The sequence below is a fragment of the Ruegeria sp. A3M17 genome, assembly GCF_003318255.1.
Lineage (GTDB): Bacteria > Pseudomonadota > Alphaproteobacteria > Rhodobacterales > Rhodobacteraceae > Ruegeria.
Map to the genome: position 1 here is coordinate 20,949 of NZ_QOCF01000040.1, position 14,717 is coordinate 35,665.

Consider the following 14,717-nt stretch of genomic DNA (forward strand, 5'->3'; position numbering starts at 1 on the left):
TCCAAGCCCGTCGGCGTAAACGCAATCAGACAGCCTAGAGGGAAGACATGCCATATCGCGCCCCAATCTCTGATTATGAATTCTTGTTCCGCCACGCGGTCAATTTTGACAAGATCGCTGCCACCGAGAAGTTCTCGGAAGCCAGTGTCGATGTGGTCAGTGCCATTCTGACCGAAGCCGGAAAACTGTGCGAAGGGGTGATGGCCCCCCTGCAACGCCCCGGTGATCTTGAGCCCGCGCGTTTGGAAAACGGCGTGCTGCGTACCTCGACCGGGTATGTTGATGGCTGGAAAGCCATAGCCGAAGGCGGCTGGGTCGGGATGAGCGGTGATCCGGACTATGGCGGCATGGGTCTGCCGATGACGCTGACCACCGCCGTGAATGAAATGATGTCTGCCGCCTGCCTGTCGCTGCAACTTGCGCCGCTGATGACGCAGGGCCAGATCGAAGCACTGGAACACCATGCCAGCGATGAGCTCAAGGCGCTCTATCTGCCTAAGATGATGGCGGGTGAATGGTCGGGGACCATGAACCTGACCGAGCCGCAGGCTGGGTCGGATGTGGGGGCGTTGACATCAAAAGCGGTCTCAAAAGGTGACGGCACATATGCCGTCACGGGGCAGAAAATCTTTATCTCATGGGGGGATAACGATTTTGCTGAGAATGTCTGTCATTTGGTACTGGCGCGCCTGCCCGACGGTGTTCCTGGAACCAAGGGTATTTCGCTGTTCCTGGTGCCCAAGCTGCTGCCGGATGAGAACGGCAATCCCGGTGTGGCCAATGATCTGAAGGTCGTATCGGTCGAGCACAAGATGGGCCTGCACGGTTCTCCGACCTGCGTGATGCAGTTTGACGGTGCCAAAGGCTGGCTTGTAGGCAAGGAACATGGCGGCATGGCCGCGATGTTCACCATGATGAACAACGCGCGCCTAGGTGTTGGCGGTCAGGGCGTGGGTGCAGCCGAAGGTGCCTATCAGCACGCGCTGGCCTATGCGTTGGAGCGGAAACAGGGCAAAACCCCCTCGGGCACCATTATCGACCACGCGGATGTGCGTCGGATGTTGATGAGCATGCGTGCTGACACTTTCGCTGCGCGTGCGATTATGCTGGCCAACGCCGCAGCCATCGATATGGCCAACGCAACAGGCGCCGCCGATTGGACGTCTCGTGCTGCTCTTCTAACGCCGATTGGCAAGGTTTTTGGCACCGAAACCGGAATGCGCGTGTCTGAGACCGGTGTTCAGGTCCATGGCGGTATGGGCTTCATCGAGGAATCCGGTGCGGCTCAATATTACCGCGACGTCCGTGTGACCGCGATCTACGAAGGCACCAATGGTATTCAGGCGATGGATCTGGTGGCGCGCAAGATGATGGATGGCGGCGAAGCGGCCTCGCGCCTACTGGACGAGATCGAAGATCATGCCGAACATGCGCGGGTAACCATGCCTGAACTGGCTGGCCCGGTTTGGGAAGCGACCGAAAGTCTGCGCGAGACGACCGAGTGGATGGTGGCGCAGTCGGATTTGAACAACCGTTTTGCCGGCGCGGTACCATATCTGCACGCCTTTGCACGTGTGTTAGGCGCGCATTACCACCTGAAGGCAGCTTTGGCTGAACCGGGTGGCCCGCGCTTCAAACTGGCCCGGTATTATATCAACGCGCTGTTACCTGAATATGCCGGGCTGCTGGTGCAAGCTCAGAACGGCGCAGACGATGTTTTCGGGCTCAGCGCCGAAGAGTTAGCATCCTGATGGACGGTGATACCCCTTTGGCGATCCGATATCCCTGGTCTGAGCCTCCGGCTGAGGGCGAGGCAATTGAGATTGCCGAAGGTGTTCTGTGGATGCGGCTGCCACTGCCCATGGCGCTGGATCACGTCAATATCTATGCGCTGGACGATGGCGACGGCTGGACCGTGATCGACACAGGAATGTCGTCAAACAAAACACGGCGCATCTGGGAAAAGCTGATGGCAGGCCCATTGGCGGGCAAGCCGATCAAGCGGGTGGTCGTGACTCATCATCACCCCGATCACGTGGGCAATGCGGGTTGGTTTCAATCCGAACATGGCGTGGAACTGGTGGCGTCGCGAACGGCCTGGCTGTTTTCGCGGATGCTACAACTGGATGTTCAGGAAAGCTGGCCCCAGGAGACGCTGGACTATTACCGCAGTGCAGGAATGGCACCCGACGTGCTGGCCAAGCGGATGGCCGAGCGCCCGTTCAATTATTGCGACACTGTTTTTCCGATGCCGCTGGGATTCACCCGGATCAAGCAAGGCAGCGTGATCCGCATGGGTGGGCGCGACTGGGATGTCCACATGGGCAACGGCCATGCCCCCGAACACGCCACGTTCTGGAGTCGCGACGACAATCTGGTGATCACCGGCGATCAGATCCTCAGTTCGATCAGCCCCAATCTGGGTGTCTATGTCACCGAACCTCTGGCAGATCCGGTTGCTGAATGGCTTGAGGCCTGCGAACGGCTTCAGGGGCTGGCGCGACCGGATCATCTGGCGCTGGGCGGGCACAAGCTGCCATTCACCGGGCTGCCCATCCGGATGAGGCAACTGATCGACAACCACCACAGCGCTCTGAAACGGTTGCAGAATTACCTGGACCAGCCCAAGACAGCTGCCGAATGTTTCGTGCCCTTGTTCAAACGCCAGATCAGTGGTGGCGAGTATGGGCTTGCGCTAGTCGAAGCGGTTGCACATCTGAACCATCTTTACCACATTGGAGCTGTCACCCGAACGCGCCGCGCGGACGGGGCGTGGGAGTTTCAGCGCAAAGGGTAAAGCTATGCAGGATCAGATCGAAACATCGGCCGAGGCCGCCGAAGCCGCAGCTTTGCCGCGCTGCTACGAAGTGCATTCCGACCCCGAAGCAAAGTCAGGCGCAAAAGACCTGCCCGGTCCGTTGCAAAAACCGGTCGAGACGAAAAGCCCCGCGCAATGGGCTTATGAGCGGCTGATCCTCTATATCCAGAATTTCGAAAAGACGCTGACTGGCGACCAAGAGGTCGCGATGGGATTCACCGGCGGCGACGCAGGCGTCATGCGGATCGAAGGGATGGGGTATTTTGATCCCGATATCATCACCTTTTACGGATCAGATGCGACCGGCGCGCGCACTCAGCTTGTACAACACGTCAGCCAGCTGAATGTGATGCTGCGGGCCCTGCCCAAATCGGTCGAGGATAAACCCGCCAATCGCATCGGGTTCCGCTTGGCGGCTGATCTGGAAGAAAGCTGATCACCTGACTTGCAATTCACGTCTGCGCAGCCTTGAATGAGTCTACCATTCAAGGGGGCCTCACGTGACCACTTTCTCTGCCGTTACAAGTGCCTACAAGGGTGCATGGGCTCGTCGCCGTGTCTTTGTGCCGATCTATCTTGTTGTGCGCCTGTTGCTGGTTGCGCTGATTGCGCCCGGCGTGGCGATCACGGTGAATCTTGCCGTATCGCTGTCCAACCAGACGGCGCTGACTGATCAGGCGATCGCTGCATTCATCCTCTCACCTGCCGGGTTTATTGCGGCAGTTGTGGTTCTCAGCCTGTTTCTACTGGCCGAGGTGTTTGTCTTCTCGGTCATGGCCGGGTCGCTGCGGATGGCAGAGTCGGACCCATGGCGCGCTGGCAGTTCTTCGATCAGGCTGATCCTGTCGCGGCTTCCATCCCTGTTTGGATTTGCGGTGCGCTTTGTTGTGCGCGTTCTGCTGTTGGTTCTGCCCTTTGCGGTCGTTTCTGCCGTGATCGCATGGTGGACGCTAACTGAATATGACATCAACTATTACCTGACCTTCCATCCGCCCTCATTCTGGGTGGCTGTGGTGCTGATCGGGGCGGTTGCGCTGGCTATGGCCTGGGTGCTTATCCGACGCCTGTCAGCCTGGGCATTGTCGCTGCATCTGGTTTTGTTCGAAGGCGTTCACCCCGGACATGCGTTCGGCATCAGCGCCAGTCGGATGGAAGGTAAGCGCGGTCGCCTCAAGATAGAATTGGCCATCTGGCTGGCTGTGCGCCTTGTCATCGCCGCCGTGATCGCCTGGGTGGCCGGGCTTTTGTTCGCTCTGGTGCCGCTGCAAGGCGCAGCCAACCTGAGGTTGGCACTGATTTACAGCCTCGCCGTTGCCGGTATCTGGTCACTGGCCGGACTGGTATTGGCAGCCACGGCTCTGGGCGCATTGGCAGTGCTGCTCGATAGGTTTTTTGATATCCAGACATCAGAACAAACCCCTCCAAAGCCGCGCAACCTGCGCAGAACAATGGTCACGGCTGTTGGGGCCGCCATCGTTGCCGTTCTTGTTGGGATATGGTTCGGGCAGCACCTTCTGGAAAGAGTGCAGGCACCGGACCGTGCAGAGGTTATCGGTCATCGCGGCGCTGCCGCGCTGAAGCCCGAAAACACGATGGCCTCGGTTCTCAAGGCGATCGAGGACGGGGCCGACTGGGTTGAGATCGACGTGCAGGAAACAGCGGATGATGTAGTCATCGTCGCCCATGACAGTGATTTCATGAAACTGGCCGGTGTTAACCTCAAGGTGTGGGATGCCACAATGGAGGATATCGATCAGATCGATATCGGCAGCTGGTTTGGCCCTGAATACGCAGATGAGCGGACGCCGACGCTGCGAGACGTGCTAGAGGCCGCAAAGGACAAGGCCAAGGTCATTATAGAGCTGAAGTACTACGGCCACGACGTAGATCTTGAGAACCGCGTCGTCGCCCTGGTCGAAGAGCTGGGCATGCAGGACGACATTGCAACGATGTCCCTAAAATACCCGGCAGTGCAAAAGATGAAGGCGATCCGCCCCGACTGGCGCGCCGGGGTTCTTGCCGCGACTGCTGTGGGTAATCTCTCAGGTCTCGAAGGTGATTTTGTTGCGGTGAACGCCGCGATGGCGACGCCGGGTTTGGTCAATTCAGTCCACGCCGCCGGTAAGGACATCTATGTCTGGACGGTAAATGATCCGCTGCAAATGTCGGCCATGGCGTCGATGGGGGTCGATGGGCTGATCACGGACCGACCAGCAATGGCGAATGAAGTTCTGCGTGTGCGCGCCGAATTGGGGCCGGCAGAGCGTTTGTTGCTATGGCTAGCGACGACCTTTGGCATGTCCTTTGATTCTGAGGCGATGCGCGATGAAAGCCCTTAATTTGGCGGCAATCCTTTTGTTGAGTGCCGTGCCAGCCTTCGCGCAAGATGTCATGCGCAGCTTTGAGTTGCCCGCGCATCGCTCCCTGATGGCGGAGCGCAGCAGCGCAGAGTTGACCCCGTTTGAAACGGATGGCTGTTCGGGTGGTCTTTCGGCCAGCTGGCGTTTCGTGGCGGATACATTCCCCAGCTTTCGGGGACTGTATGAGGCGCACCCACCGTGGGAATACTGCTGTGTGACCCATGATCGCGCCTATCACCATGCCGGCGGGGCTTTGCGGGCCGAGGACAGCTATGACGCGCGCCTGTCCGCGGACGACACCCTGCGTGCCTGCGTCAAACAGCATGGGACAGACCATGCCGAGGAATATGCCGAACGCTATGACATGACGGCCGAACAGATTCGCACCGCCCATTCCGTTACCGCCGAGGCGATGTACGCGGCGGTCCGATTTGGCGGCGGCCCCTGTTCGGGCCTGCCCTGGCGTTGGGGTTTTGGGTATCCGGAGTGCTCGGTGTTTCCAACTTTGGCCCCTGCGCGCGAATGACGTGGTGACAGGCCCCGGATTTTCCATTATCCAACATCTCGAACACGCGAATTAGGATTCTGAGACTCATGGCTGAACACAAGCACGGCGAAATGGATATCACTGTTCAAACCAAAACCTTTGATGGGTTTGTCAAAGCCACCACATGGTGTGTGGTTGCCATCGCCCTCCTTTGCCTGTTCCTAGCGGTCTTCGCCGCATAATCCAAAACGGGGTTGACCTTGATCCGGATTTTGATTGCCTGCCTGCTGGCAGCAACTGTTGCTGGCTGCACGGGATCGCAGCGTCCGCAAGCCGACCGGGCCGAGGTCGTTGCCCGATCCTACCGTGATCCGGGTCCCTCGACCCTGACGCTTTATACAATGATCAGCACGCGCACCGGGTCTGGTGCGCATACCTCATTGATGATCAGCGGCAGCGAGCGGGTGATCTTTGATCCTGCGGGGTCTTTCCGCGCAGATGTGGTTCCGATCAAGGACGACGTGCTGTACGGCATCACCCCGAATGCCGAGCGCGCCTATCGCAGCTCGCACGCGCGCGAGACACATTATGCGCGTATCCAGACGATTCAGGTAAGCCCGCAACAGGCCGAAATAGCCTTGCAACTGGCCAAACAATCCGGTCCGGTCGCTGGCGCCTATTGTGCGAATTCCACCGCGTCGCTGTTGAAGCAGGTTCCGGGGTTCGAACAGATCGACGTGACCTTTTTTCCAGTCAAGCTGTCAGATCAGTTCGGTCAGATCCCGGGTGTTGTGACAACGGAGTATCGTGAGAACGACGATGCCGACCTGCAAAAAGGTCTGGCCGCCAACAATGCGGCGCTGAACCAACAAGACGCTGTCTCAGCCCAATAAATACAGCAAACCGTACAGGGTTGCGGCACCGCAGAAGATTGCTGCCAGCACATTCTTAGTGATCACCCCAACGCTCAGCGCAACCGCGGCGGCCGCCATGCGGGGAATGTCCGGTTGTCCCTCGGTTGCGGTCGGCCAAACGACCAGCGGTGCAATCAGGGCAGGCAAGATGGCCACAGCAGTATAACGCAAGTGGCGCAACAGCCAGGGTGGCATCGGGCGATCCCCGACGAGGCCGATAAAGACAAACCGCAAACTATAACTGCCAATGGCAAGGCCAATGATGATGGACCAGATCGTGACTGGATCAACAGGGGTCATGATGTGGCCTTTCTGCGTTCGGCGAACAATTCGGCCTGAGCACCGGCCATCATGCCGGCACATCCGGCAATCAGCAGGCCCAGATTGTATGGGATGCCAGCGGTCAACAAAGAAACGACAATGGCGACCAGCGCAGCCACCACATGGGGCAGGGTGCGCATCATCGGTCCGATCATTGCCAGAAATGTAATCGGCAAGGCAAAGTCCAGCGCCCAGCTTTCGGGAATGCGCGTGCCAAGAACCGCGCCCAGATAGGTCGCAAATATCCATAGCGGCGTGATGGGTGTGACCGAGCCCACGAAATAAGCCATGCGTTGGGGCACCGTCATTCTGGGTTCTTTTTCAAACTGCACGATTGAACAGGCATAAGACTGATCGACGGTCAGGTAGGCCGCACATGCTCGCTGCCACATTGGTGCAGCCCCCAGATAGGGCGTCAGGGACGCTGAATACATCGCCATCCGCAGGTTCACCGCCAGGGCAGAGACAAGAATAATGGCCGTCGGCGTCTGATCCTGCAGCAATTGCAGCGCGGCAAATTGCGCCGCACCCGCAAAGACGGTGGACGTAAAGGCCATGGTTTGCACGATATTCAACCCGGCCTCGGTCGCGAATACGCCGAACAGGGTGCCAAACGGGATCGCCACAAATATGAACGGGGTCCCGTCGCGAAAACCCTTCCAGAAGTATGACTTGGATGTGGTGTCTGCCATGGCTAAATCCTATGGTGATCCCCGCAGCAGTAGCGGTCTTGGGAAAGGGTTGCAATTGGCCACGGAACAGAACCAGTCAGACTACATCATCGCCCCAGATCCCGGTGCGCCCCGCCTGACCCGCGCCGTTGAAGGCTTGGACCAGAATGGAGAGGTCAGCCAGATATCGGTGGTCGAGGAACGCCCGCTGACGATTTTCCTCAACGCGCAAGAGATCGTGACGGCGATGACCATTGGGGATTACCCCGAGTATCTGGCGCTGGGGTTCCTGCGCAATCAGGGGATGCTGCTGGTCGATGACGACATCACGCGCGTCGATTACGATGAAGATCTGGAAACTGTAGTGGTACGCACTGCGCGCGAGACCTCGTATGAGGACAAACTGAAGAAAAAGACCCGCACCAGCGGCTGTGCGGTTGGCACCGTTTTCGGGGATATGATGGAGGGATTGGAGGATGTGCGCCTGCCGCAGGTCTCGGTCCGCACCTCGTGGCTGTACGATCTGGCCGCCAAGATCAACCGCACCCCGTCCCTGTATCTTGAGGCGGGGGCGATCCATGGTACAGTGCTGTGTCACGAGAACCGCCCGCTGGTCTATATGGAAGACGTGGGCCGCCACAACGCTGTCGACAAGATCGCGGGTTGGATGCTGTCCGAAGGTGAGGGGGCTGAAGACAAAATCCTCTACACCACCGGACGCCTGACCTCGGAAATGGTGATCAAAACGGCGATGATGGGCATCCCGGTTCTGGCGTCCCGCTCAGGATTCACCGCTTGGGGTGTTGAGATTGCGCGCGAGGTCGGCCTGACATTGATCGGCCGGATGCGCGGGCAGCGCTTTGTATGTCTTTCAGGTGAAGACCGTCTGTTGCGCGATGTAGACCCGTCTACCGTTGCGGTCGAAGATAAGAAGCACAAAAGGAAAAGTTCCCAGTCCTGAAATCCGTTGGGTAACCAGTCGTTCTGAGAAAACTCTGCAAGTTCCAAAAGATATACACTAAGGTGGAGCAACTCAGAGTGGAATTTTGGATGGTTGCCACGTAGGGAAGCTATGGTGCAATTTGCGGTTTACGTCCTGATCCCCGCCATCATGTTTTACCTGATTGGTCAGGAGAAGTTTGAGAACCTTCTAAACTACGGTTTCTACGTGTCGTATGGCGGTACGATGCTGGCTCTTTTTGCCGTCCTATTCATCGTTTTGAAAGCGCTGACGAGTTTTCAGGTCGGATCAGCAACCGTATTGGCCTTTGCTGGCGTCGCCTCGAACACAGCGTTGGTTGCGTTGCCTATCCTCCATGCGATTTTTGGGTCAAAGGGAGCGCTGCCGGCTGTATTGGCAAATCTGGTGGTCGCCATTCTGCTGTTGATCATGACTACCATTCTAGAAACCTCGGCCGGGCACAAGGCAAGCGCCAAGACACCAATTTACAAGATCCTTCTTAATGTTTTGAAAAACCCGATAATCGCGGCAACGTTGTTGGGCGTTCTTTACTCTTTCACAGGTATTGGGTTTTCTGACGCCGTCTCGGATTACTTAGAGCTTATGAGTCAGGCGCTTGCAGCTGTTGCGCTGTTTGCGATCGGGTTTACCACAAGTGTTCGCACGATTGTTCAGACTGGACCGATGATCTTGTTCTTGACGGTAGTAAAACTTCTCGTTGTTCCGGGGGTGGTTCTGCTTGCAGGGCATTTGATCGGGCTGGATCCGCTTTGGATCATTGCGGCGACGGTCTCTGCAGCAGCGCCCACGGCAAAGAGCATCTTTTTGCTGGCCAAACATTATGATCAGGAGCCGCAGCTCGCCGCTCACATCGTGTCGGCGACCTCGTTCCTGGCGGTCGGGACTTTGATCCTGTGGCTGTTTGTCCTGCATCATCTGCATCCTACCGCGTTCCAATTGAATTGAGTTCGCTCTACAAAGTTGCGATCTATTGATCACTTGGATGCAAGCAACAAGGTGCAACAATGAACACCCCTTTGGGCGTAATCCTCGCAGGCGGCCTCGCCACCCGTATGGGCGGCGGCGACAAGGGTCTGTTGCAGATCGGCGGCCAAAGCCTGCTGGCTCATGTGATTGACCGGTTGGCCCCACAAGTGGGCGGCCTCGCGCTGAATGCCAATGGTGACCCCGAGCGGTTCGCCGATCTGAACCTGCCGGTTCTGCCCGATACGATCGAAGGCTTCGCTGGTCCTTTGGCCGGCGTTCTGGCTGGACTCGACTGGGCTGCTAAGCAAGGCGCCGACAGCATAGTCACAGCCGCTGCCGACACGCCGTTTTTTCCGCGCGATCTGGTGGCTCGTTTGACCGATGCTGCCGACGGGCAAACCCATCCGCTGGTTCTGGCCACCACGCCGCGCACCAGTGATGAGGCTTTGAAGTCCGGCGGCGGTAAGCGGGTCAACCGGCACCCGACGTTTGGCCTCTGGCCTGTGGCGTTGCGCGATGACCTGCGGGATGCCTTGATTGACGGGCTGCGCAAAGTTGTGCTGTGGACCGACAAACATGACGGGTGTGAAGCGCTGTTCCCGGCGGACCCATTTGATCCCTTCTTCAACGTCAACACGCCCGACGATTTGGCGCGGGCGCAAAAGCTGCTGGAGCAGGCATGAGGGTTTACGGCGTCACCGGTTGGAAAAACGCAGGCAAGACCGGCCTGATGGAGCGGTTAGTGGTCGAGATTACCGGGCGCGGCTTTTCAGTTTCGACGGTCAAACATGCCCATCACGCGGTCGATGTTGACCAACCAGGCACCGACAGCTTCCGCCATCGAGAAGCCGGTGCGTCCGAGGTGCTGTTGGCATCCGGTAAGCGCATTGCGGTGATGCAGGAACTGCGTGGGGCACCTGAGCCGCCTCTGGCTGATCTTCTGACGCGGCTGCTCCCGGTCGATCTCGTGCTGATCGAAGGGTTCAAACGAGAAAGCCACCACAAGGTCGAAGCGTTTCGTGCCGAGGCCGGCAATGCGTTGATGGCCGCGGAAAACAGTACGATCCGCGCTGTCGCCAGCGACACGCCCCTGCAGGTGCAGGTTCCGGTGTTTGATCTGGACAATACCGCCGCAATCGCGGATTTCATCTTGAAAGAGGTCGGATTATGACACCGCCGAACATCACGCCTCCGCCCCTGCGAAATGATTGTTTTGCCTTGCCTGCCGGGGTCAACTGGACACCCGTGGACGACGCGCTGGACTTATTGCGATCTCGGTTGACGGTGGTGACTTCGGTCGAAATGGCTCTGATCGGGCAGGCTGTGGGGCGGATACTGGCAGAAGACGTTTTCGCGAAACGTTCAAACCCGCCGCAGCCGAACACGGCCGTGGATGGTTATGGGTTTTCCGGGTCGGCGCCCGAGGGTCCCCAAGTGATGCCGCTGCAGGATGGGCGCGCTGCGGCTGGTATTCCGTTTGATGGCTTGGTGCCACATGGCAAGGCGCTGCGCGTGCTGACCGGCGCTGCGCTGCCGGCTGGCGTGGATACTGTCATACTGGAAGAAGACGTGACCGTTCAGGATGGCCACATCGCTTTTCACGGCCCGCTGAAACGGGGCGCGAATACCCGCAAAGCTGGCGAAGACGTGGCCGAGGGCGATTTGGTTCTGCCTGCCGGGCGCAGATTGACCCCTGCTGACATGGCCCTTTTGTCGGCCACAGGAATTGCCGAGGTTTCTGTGCGTAAAACGCTGCGGGTTGCGGTGCTTTCAACCGGGGATGAGCTGGTCGAACCCGGAAGCCCCGTCGGGCCCGGTCAAATTTTCGACGCCAACCGTCCGATGCTGTTGTCGATGATCGCGCAGCTGGGCTTTGAGCCGGTGGATATGGGGCGCGTGTCTGACGACCGGGAAGATCTGCGTGACAGGCTGGACAAGGCGTCGGAACAGGCCGACGTCATTTTGACCAGCGGCGGCGCGTCTGCCGGCGATGAGGATCACGTCTCGGCCCTGTTGCGAGAGGCCGGTGCGATGCAAGAGTGGCGCATTGCGCTAAAGCCCGGACGCCCTTTGGCGCTGGGTATGTGGAACGAAACGCCCGTATTTGGCCTGCCGGGTAATCCCGTCGCAGCCAAAGTCTGTACGTTGATCTTTGCCCGTCCGGCGCTGGGTCTGATGGCGGGCGAAGGCTGGTCACAGCCGCAGGGATTCGACTTGCCGGCCAATTTCGAGAAACGCAAGAAGCCAGGGCGGCGCGAGTATCTGCGCGCCCGTGTCCGAGACGGTCAGGTTGAGGTTTTTGCATCTGAAGGATCGGGTCGTATCAGTGGTCTTAGCTGGGCTGAAGGGCTGGTCGAGATTCAGGATGGCGCCTGTCACATCTCGCCCGGTGATCCGGTGCGGTTCATTCCCTATGGCAGCTTTGGGCTGTAATCAGTCGAAGGTACCTGCGACACGCCCCAACAGCATGAACGCACGGGCGGTTCGCGTGTCGCCCAAAGCCGTCAGGTCCGCGTCGCTGGCAACCGGTTCAAATTCAACGATCATGTGATCAAAACGGCGTAGGAAATGATGCACGGCGTCCCGGAATATCGGGTCTTGCTTCATCCGCGCTGCCGTCAGTGCCAGCGAAGACCGGTCCCTGATCCCGCCCAACGCGGCAACCGCGCGGCCGCGCGCGCCCTGTGCGAACTGCCGCCAGATTTCGGGACGCGCCATATCCGGGCGCAGATCGTCCATATAGATGCCTTCCTGGCTCAGCAGGGTTAGCACGTCCTGCGAAGCCTGCACCAGTTGGGCTGTCTTGCGATCCCGTAGCGCCAGCCTAAGGGCGTCGAACCCTTCAGCATCATCCTGCGTTTCCGGGAAATTCAGCGCTCGAATGAAGGTATCGGTCGTCAATGGCGGCGCGATATCTTCGGCCGGAGTGCCTAGTTCCAAAGATGTCTGGTCGCCTGTGGCAACAGATGCTTCGCCGCGAACCGGCTCGGTCCGTTTCGACGAAAACGTCGCCAGCGCGGTTTCTGCTTTTTTGGCGGTCTCGGCGATTTCGTCCAGCTTTTTGCTGACACCGGGCTCTTGCAAGCTGGCGGCGCGCTGTTGTTGAATCACGTAAGCCTGACGGATCGCATCTATCGCGGTCTGTAGCCGGACGCTTTCCTCGCGCATGACACGGCTGGTGCGCATTGACGTGGCGGCGACCCAGATCATTGCCACGGGCATGAAAACGGCCAGCAGAGTCACGACGAATCCGCCGCCATCGACCTTGTCGGGAAGCACCAGAAACACAACAGACACGATCAGCCAGATAACGCTAAGCGCGACGGCAACGATCTCGATCTCGGTCACCGAAGGATGCGAAGGCTTGTCATATATACCCAAAGGGGTTGGCCGTTCGGAATCTTGTTCGGGATTGGGCTCTGACATGGTTCGAAGCTCCGGTCAGGCGTACTCGATACTTAAAACTTCATAGGACCGCACGCCTCCTGGGGTGCGTACTTCGACACTGTCGCCTTCTTCCTTGCCAATCAATGCCCGCGCGATGGGTGATTTGATGTTCAGCAGGCCGTTTTCGATGTTGGCCTCGTACTCACCCACAATCTGCCAGGTCTTTTCCTCGTCAGTGTCTTCGTCCACCAGCTTTACTTTGGCGCCAAATTTGATCGCGCCGTTCAGTTTGGCGGGATCGATCACATCGGCCAGCGACAGGATGCCTTCCAGCTCTTTGATGCGACCTTCGATAAAGCCCTGCTTTTCACGGGCCGAGTGATACTCGGCGTTCTCTTTCAGGTCGCCCAGCTCGCGCGCCGTAGCGATGGCTTCGATGATCGCCGGGCGCTCGACGGACTTGAGGTTTTTCAGTTCCGCCCCAAGCGCGGCATTACCCGCAGGCGTCATTGGAAATTTTTCCATGTTCTTGTCGTCCACGCATATATTTTTTCGCCCCGCCGCATGAGACACGCGTCGGGGCGAATTGATGGGTCGTCAATTACCTGACCCAAATGAGGCGTGAATTGCAAGGGGGCTTGGGCGCGCGACGCGCGGATTACGGCCTATCGTGTTCGGGAAAAGTCTGAATCGCCAATACCCTGCCGCGCTTCGCGCTCTCAGGGCATTGGCGATGAAGAATCTATCAGGTGTTTCCCGGAACACTTTTGTCGTAGCTAATCACTTCGAATTCGATGTCATTGTCGTCATTGAAATAGAACCGCCGACCCGGTTCATAATCAGCATGGGATTTAGGCGTGAAGCCGGCGTCGATCACCTTTTTCTCAGTCGTGTCGATGTCTTCGACCAAAACACCCACATGGTTCAGCCCGCCGACGATGTCATAGCTGCTTTCCCCTGATAGTTGTGGGTCGCTGGGCGCATAAAGTGCCAGATAGGTGTGTTTGGTGCCCACATGAACTGTGTAACCACCTGCAATTGCCGGGCCTTCCCAGCGTGTTTTCCAACCAAATACCTTGTGCATCCACGCAGCCGAGGCTTGCGGGTCGCGAACGGTGAAATTGGTGTGTTCAAGTGTCGCCATCATGGGATCTCCTTCGTGTTTTGAGGCTTGTCCCGACTCACTATAATTCCTAAACCTAACTTTAGATCAAGGTATTTTTCAGGAGGATGTGATGGCGGCTTCGGAAGGGTTGGCAATTGGCGCATTGGCCCGGCGCACAGGCTTGGCCGTTTCGGCGATCCGGTATTATGAGGCGCAAGGTCTGATATCGCCCTGGCGCAATGCGGGCGGGCAGCGGCGATATCAGCGCGCAGATATCAGACGCCTGAGTTTTGTGATGATCGCACAGCAGTTCGGCCTGACATTGCCCGAGATCCGCGAGGTCCTGTCTGGCTTGCCCGGAAACCGCACGCCAACACCGCAGGATTGGCAGGACATCAGCAAGGGGCTGAAGGCCCATCTGGACCAGCGAATCGATACCCTGACGCGTTTGCGCGACAATTTGGATGGCTGCATCGGCTGCGGATGTCTAAGCCTGCCGAAATGTGCCCTCTACAATCCGGATGACCGCGCAAAATCCAATGGTAGCGGTCCCAGGTACCTGATGGGGGACTCACCCGAGGCATAACTGCCGCATTGCAGCAAAGTTACGCCGTGTTTTGATTGACCAAGGTGTTTGCGACCATGTAATCAGCCGTGAAACAAAATTGCGCAGAGCATGCAGTGAAAGCGCCAATTCGGAAAGTTA

The 14,717-nt window shown here is 58.2% G+C and carries 18 protein-coding genes; 13 read left to right on the top strand and 5 right to left on the bottom strand.

Features of this window, described 5'->3' with window-relative positions:
- Nucleotides 1-47 precede the first annotated feature (47 nt).
- From DS906_RS21080 to DS906_RS21110, 7 genes are all read left to right on the top strand, one after another.
- On the top strand, nt 48-1,751 hold the full coding sequence (locus DS906_RS21080; protein ID WP_113792022.1) for an acyl-CoA dehydrogenase: 1,704 nt from the start codon (nt 48-50) through the stop codon (nt 1,749-1,751).
- The gene (locus DS906_RS21085; protein ID WP_113792023.1) at nt 1,751-2,797 is read left to right on the top strand and encodes an MBL fold metallo-hydrolase; all 1,047 of its coding nucleotides are present in this window, start codon (nt 1,751-1,753) and stop codon (nt 2,795-2,797) included. The genes DS906_RS21080 and DS906_RS21085 overlap by 1 nt, the downstream gene beginning before the upstream one ends.
- Before the next feature lie 4 nt (nt 2,798-2,801).
- On the top strand, nt 2,802-3,254 hold the full coding sequence (locus tag DS906_RS21090; protein ID WP_058273581.1) for a DUF6173 family protein: 453 nt from the start codon (nt 2,802-2,804) through the stop codon (nt 3,252-3,254).
- Nucleotides 3,255-3,318: 64 nt separating this feature from the next.
- Nucleotides 3,319-5,157, top strand: a complete 1,839-nt coding sequence (locus tag DS906_RS21095; protein ID WP_113792024.1) for a glycerophosphodiester phosphodiesterase — start codon at nt 3,319-3,321, stop codon at nt 5,155-5,157.
- Nucleotides 5,144-5,704 carry a hypothetical protein gene (locus DS906_RS21100; RefSeq protein WP_113792025.1) on the top strand — a complete coding sequence of 187 codons (561 nt, stop codon included), beginning with the start codon at nt 5,144-5,146 and terminating at the stop codon, nt 5,702-5,704. Before DS906_RS21095 ends, DS906_RS21100 begins: the two co-directional genes overlap by 14 nt.
- A gap of 68 nt (nt 5,705-5,772) precedes the next feature.
- Complete coding sequence (locus DS906_RS21105; RefSeq protein ID WP_058273578.1) at nt 5,773-5,907, top strand: aa3-type cytochrome c oxidase subunit IV; 135 nt, start codon at nt 5,773-5,775, stop codon at nt 5,905-5,907.
- Nucleotides 5,908-5,925: 18 nt separating this feature from the next.
- Nucleotides 5,926-6,558, top strand: coding sequence for a hypothetical protein (locus tag DS906_RS21110; RefSeq protein ID WP_108860860.1), 633 nt, complete (start codon nt 5,926-5,928; stop codon nt 6,556-6,558).
- Here DS906_RS21110 and DS906_RS21115 read toward each other — a convergent pair.
- Nucleotides 6,547-6,879 carry an AzlD domain-containing protein gene (locus DS906_RS21115; RefSeq protein WP_113792026.1) on the bottom strand — a complete coding sequence of 111 codons (333 nt, stop codon included), beginning with the start codon at nt 6,877-6,879 and terminating at the stop codon, nt 6,547-6,549. The genes DS906_RS21110 and DS906_RS21115 overlap by 12 nt on opposite strands.
- On the bottom strand, nt 6,876-7,592 hold the full coding sequence (locus DS906_RS21120) for an AzlC family ABC transporter permease (protein WP_113792027.1): 717 nt from the start codon (nt 7,590-7,592) through the stop codon (nt 6,876-6,878). The genes DS906_RS21115 and DS906_RS21120 overlap by 4 nt, the downstream gene beginning before the upstream one ends.
- Between DS906_RS21120 and DS906_RS21125 the strand changes: the two genes are divergently transcribed.
- The 5 genes from DS906_RS21125 (at nt 7,591) to glp (ending at nt 11,952) form a co-directional block, all read left to right on the top strand.
- Entirely contained in the window at nt 7,591-8,532 is a 942-nt protein-coding gene (locus DS906_RS21125; RefSeq protein ID WP_369935552.1) for a formate dehydrogenase accessory sulfurtransferase FdhD, read from the top strand. The genes DS906_RS21120 and DS906_RS21125 overlap by 2 nt on opposite strands.
- A gap of 111 nt (nt 8,533-8,643) precedes the next feature.
- The gene (locus tag DS906_RS21130) at nt 8,644-9,498 is read left to right on the top strand and encodes an AEC family transporter (RefSeq protein ID WP_113792028.1); all 855 of its coding nucleotides are present in this window, start codon (nt 8,644-8,646) and stop codon (nt 9,496-9,498) included.
- 59 nt (nt 9,499-9,557) lie between these two features.
- Nucleotides 9,558-10,202 (top strand): molybdenum cofactor guanylyltransferase MobA, encoded by a 645-nt coding sequence (gene mobA / locus DS906_RS21135; RefSeq protein ID WP_113792029.1) that lies wholly within the window; start codon nt 9,558-9,560, stop codon nt 10,200-10,202.
- The gene (gene mobB, locus DS906_RS21140; protein WP_113792030.1) at nt 10,199-10,690 is read left to right on the top strand and encodes a molybdopterin-guanine dinucleotide biosynthesis protein B; all 492 of its coding nucleotides are present in this window, start codon (nt 10,199-10,201) and stop codon (nt 10,688-10,690) included. Before mobA ends, mobB begins: the two co-directional genes overlap by 4 nt.
- Nucleotides 10,687-11,952, top strand: a complete 1,266-nt coding sequence (gene glp / locus DS906_RS21145; protein WP_113792031.1) for a gephyrin-like molybdotransferase Glp — start codon at nt 10,687-10,689, stop codon at nt 11,950-11,952. Before mobB ends, glp begins: the two co-directional genes overlap by 4 nt.
- Here the strand turns inward: glp and DS906_RS21150 are convergent, their stop codons facing one another.
- The 3 genes from DS906_RS21150 to DS906_RS21160 all read right to left on the bottom strand — a co-directional run bounded on the left by DS906_RS21150 (nt 11,953) and on the right by DS906_RS21160 (nt 14,053).
- Nucleotides 11,953-12,945: a hypothetical protein gene (locus DS906_RS21150; protein WP_113792032.1), complete on the bottom strand. Its 993-nt coding sequence runs from the start codon at nt 12,943-12,945 to the stop codon at nt 11,953-11,955.
- 15 nt (nt 12,946-12,960) lie between these two features.
- Nucleotides 12,961-13,431 (bottom strand): transcription elongation factor GreA, encoded by a 471-nt coding sequence (gene greA, locus DS906_RS21155; RefSeq protein WP_113792166.1) that lies wholly within the window; start codon nt 13,429-13,431, stop codon nt 12,961-12,963.
- A gap of 220 nt (nt 13,432-13,651) precedes the next feature.
- Entirely contained in the window at nt 13,652-14,053 is a 402-nt protein-coding gene (locus tag DS906_RS21160) for a VOC family protein (RefSeq protein ID WP_113792033.1), read from the bottom strand.
- Nucleotides 14,054-14,141: 88 nt separating this feature from the next.
- Here DS906_RS21160 and soxR point away from each other — a divergent pair, with 88 nt between their 5' ends.
- The gene (gene soxR, locus DS906_RS21165) at nt 14,142-14,597 is read left to right on the top strand and encodes a redox-sensitive transcriptional activator SoxR (protein WP_108860727.1); all 456 of its coding nucleotides are present in this window, start codon (nt 14,142-14,144) and stop codon (nt 14,595-14,597) included.
- Nucleotides 14,598-14,717 lie beyond the last annotated feature (120 nt).